We start from the raw sequence: 3,325 nt of genomic DNA on the forward strand, positions 1-3,325 counted from the left end.
ATGTTTGAATTGACTCTACCCCCCCCCCGGGGCGCGGCCGGCCTGGCCGGCGGGCGCGCCTTTCCCGGGGGGGGGGCCGCCCGGCCTGTGCGGCCGGGCGCCACCGGGGACTGCCGTCGTCCCGACGTTCAGCGGGCCCTGTTCCGTTTCGTCCAGCCGAGTGCGAAGAACACCACCGAGGCGGTGAACGCCGCCCCTCCGAGGATGCCGGCGTCATTCCGGGAGGAATCCCACTCCACGATGAAGGTGATCAGGGCCGCGAGGGCCAAGAGGCCGACGACGACCGCGGCGCTCACCTGTTTCACGGGGTGTTTCACGGGGCCCGCCTTTCCGATTCGTTGAGGTCCGCAGAGTCCGACAGGGGCGGGTTACCCGAAGGGGTTGCAGACGAAGCCGCCGGCCCCGATGGTGCCGACCCAGTAGATGTAGGTCCAGCCGTTCTGGTGCTGGCAGACCTGGATCCCGCCGGCGATGACGCCCAGCGCGGCGGCGACGGCTCCGGCGTACGGGCCGCCGCCCAGTGCCGCCACCAGCCCGGAGATGCCGGCGCCGGTCCAGAAACCGCCCTCGACCTTGTTGGTCAGCCACGAGTCCAGGCCGACCTCGACGCCGTACCAGTGCGTCTTGATGTATCCGTGCCGGCCGCGCCAGGTGGCGTTCGGGCTCGGGTGGCCGGTCCCGCCGGTCGACGGCCCGGCCTCGTCCGTGAGGGCGTCGGTCGGAACCGCCACGCCCTCCGGCGACATCGCGAGCTTCCCGCTCTTGATGTTGGCGTTCACGTCCGCCACGTACGACCGCAGCTGGGCGAGCTGCGCCGCGGGCACCTGCTTCAGCACCGAGGCCGGGGCGTCGATGGCGTACCCGGACGTGGAGAAGGTGACGTAGCCGTTGAGCACGTGCAGCGGGCTGGACGCCGGAGCGAGCTCGCCGCTGGGAAGACGGCTGCCCGTCGCCTGCCCGATCTGTGCCTTCGCGCCGACCTGCACCTGCTGCGGGCTCACCGGGGCGGCCGAGGCCACCGGGGAGACCGTCATCAGCAGGCCGGTGGCCGCGATCAGTGCGACTCCGCCGAGAGACGCACGCTTCACAACACTCTTCAATTCGACCCCCATGTGATGTCACGCCGGACACTGACCGGCGCGTCCCAATGGTCACACTAGCCACAGCAGTTGGGCGAGTCAGGGAATCGTCAATTCCGCATTGGCCGGTTCTCCGGTCCCGCCGCCGAGGATGGTCCGGCCGTCAAGAGCGACCGCACGTAGACGTTCGGCGGAGTCGGCGTGAGGTGGGCCGGGTGTCCCAGCGGTAGCCGTGCTTGCCCCGGTCGACCGGGCTGCGGCCGCACTTGTCGCCGTCCCGCTCTCATCGGTAGGGCCCGCAGCCGAGTCCCCAGGGGATACGACCTGAGCTTGCGTGTTATGGCTGCGTCAAGTTCGGGCGATCCGGCGTCAAGGTCATGTGAGCGCTAACAACTGTCGCGAGTGCGGCTGCCTACGTTGGTCGGCAGCCGTACCCGAACTCTGAGAGAGGTTTACCTGTGGCGACCATCGACGCCCTTGCCCCCAGCGGAACACAGCCGAGTGAGGACGACCTCACGGGCAAGGACATCATGCGCTTCCACTCCGCGAGGGGGAGCAACCTGATGACCCGCAACGACGCCTATCTCGCCTGGCGAAGCGCCCGTACGGACGCCGGCCTGTGGCCCTACTTCCGCCGCTACACCACCGACCTGCGGGCGCGAGCCACGGCTGTGTCCGCACGAGGACGCGTCACCGAAGGCGTCAACTTCGGTGGCCAGGACTACCTTTCGCTCAGCGTGCACCCCGACATCCACGAGGCCGCCCGCAAGGCCCTGGCCGACTACGGCCCGCTGACCGCCGGCTCACCCGCCCTCGGCGGCTCGACCCCCGTCCACCAGGACCTGGAACACGGACTCGGCCAGGCCCTGGAACGCGACCAGATCATCCTCTTCCCCACGGGCTGGGCCGCAGGGTACGGGATCATTCGCGCACTGATGCACCGCGGCGACCACGTCCTGCTCGACCACCTCGCCCACGACTCCCTGCGGCAGGGCGCCGGGGCGAGCGGCGCGAACGTCTCCTACCACAAACACCTCGACGCGACCGATGCCCGCCGCCGCCTCGCCGACATACGCGCCCACGACACCAAGGGCGCGATCCTCGTGGTGACGGAAGGAGTCTTCTCGATGGACTCCGACGCCCCGAAGCTCGCCGAACTGCTCGCCACCTGCCGCGAGTTCGACGCCCACCTGCTCGTGGACGTCGCCCACGACTTCGCCGCCATGGGCCCGGGCGGCACCGGCCAGCCCGGACTCCAGGGCGTCCTCTCCGAGGTGGACCTGCTCGTCGGCGCGTTCTCCAAGTCATTCGCCACCACCGGCGGCTTCATGGCCACCTCCTCCGCGTCGGCTGCCGCCTACACCCGGATGTTCGGCGGGCCACAGACCTTCTCCAGCGCCCTGACGCCCATTCAGGCCGCTATCGCCGCCGCCGCTCTCGCCATCGCCCGATCCCCCGAAGGCGACGAGCTCCGCGCCCGGGTCGCGAAGGTCGCCCAGGATCTCCGCTCGGGCATGACCGAACGCGGCCTGACCGTTCTCGGTGACGTCGTGTGCCCCGTGGTCCCCGTCCTCGCCGGATCGACCGCCGTGGGACGCATTGCGTCCGGCCTGCTGGAGGAACACGGCGTCATCGCCCACCTCGTCGAACAGCCCGCAGTGCCCTCCGATGCGGCCCGCTTCCGTCTTCAGGCCATGGCCGACCACACTGCGGAAGACATCCGCAAGGCCGTCGACGCCGTATCCACCTGTATCAACCAGGCAAACGAGGCAAACCAGGCACGCTAGCTGCCCGGTCCGTGGCAACCCCGGCCGGCTCGTCGAGGCGGGTCGGCCGGAGAGGCCGCTGCTCCCCGGGCAAGACGGACGCCGGCCTCCATGGGCGTGGCATGTCCTGTTCCAGACGTTGGAGGACGCCCTGACCTGTGCGGATACGGAACGGACGGGTGCGGAGCGACACGTTTGGGACAACCGGAGGTCTCGGCCGCATGACGTGGATGTAAGGGCCGCATCAAGGTTCCCGAATCACCCGTATGGACGGCGTCAGGAAACCGCTGCGCGGTGCCAACTGCTGGTTTGCTGCACCCGCCGGTTTTCAGCCGGTGTCGTGAGGCCGTCCCGGTCGCTCACGAGCACATCCTCTAGCCCTTCGGGTGGAGCCCATGTCCGACCTCATCTACGTCGGTGTCACGGTCGCCGTGTTCGCCGTCATCGCCCTGATCGCGCGGGGGGTGGAGAAGCTGTGAG

The 3,325-nt window shown here is 69.5% G+C and carries 3 protein-coding genes; 1 reads left to right on the forward strand and 2 read right to left on the reverse strand.

Translation table 11 applies throughout. From position 1 onward, the window contains the following. Positions 1–128: 128 nt before the first annotated feature. Both AB0C76_RS41130 and AB0C76_RS41135 read right to left on the reverse strand, forming a co-directional pair. A complete protein-coding gene (locus AB0C76_RS41130) occupies positions 129–317 on the reverse strand; it encodes a hypothetical protein (protein ID WP_359975837.1) in 189 nt (62 codons plus the stop codon). Positions 318–368: 51 nt separating this feature from the next. Continuing rightward, on the reverse strand, positions 369–1,088 hold the full coding sequence (locus tag AB0C76_RS41135) for a hypothetical protein (RefSeq protein WP_359975840.1): 720 nt from the start codon (positions 1,086–1,088) through the stop codon (positions 369–371). Positions 1,089–1,537: 449 nt separating this feature from the next. On the opposite strand from AB0C76_RS41135, the gene AB0C76_RS41140 reads away from it, so the two are divergent. Beyond that, entirely contained in the window at positions 1,538–2,866 is a 1,329-nt protein-coding gene (locus AB0C76_RS41140; RefSeq protein ID WP_359975842.1) for an aminotransferase class I/II-fold pyridoxal phosphate-dependent enzyme, read from the forward strand. Positions 2,867–3,325 lie beyond the last annotated feature (459 nt).

Origin of the sequence: Kitasatospora sp. NPDC048722, assembly GCF_040650235.1 — a bacterium.
Classification (GTDB): Bacteria; Actinomycetota; Actinomycetes; order Streptomycetales; family Streptomycetaceae; genus Kitasatospora.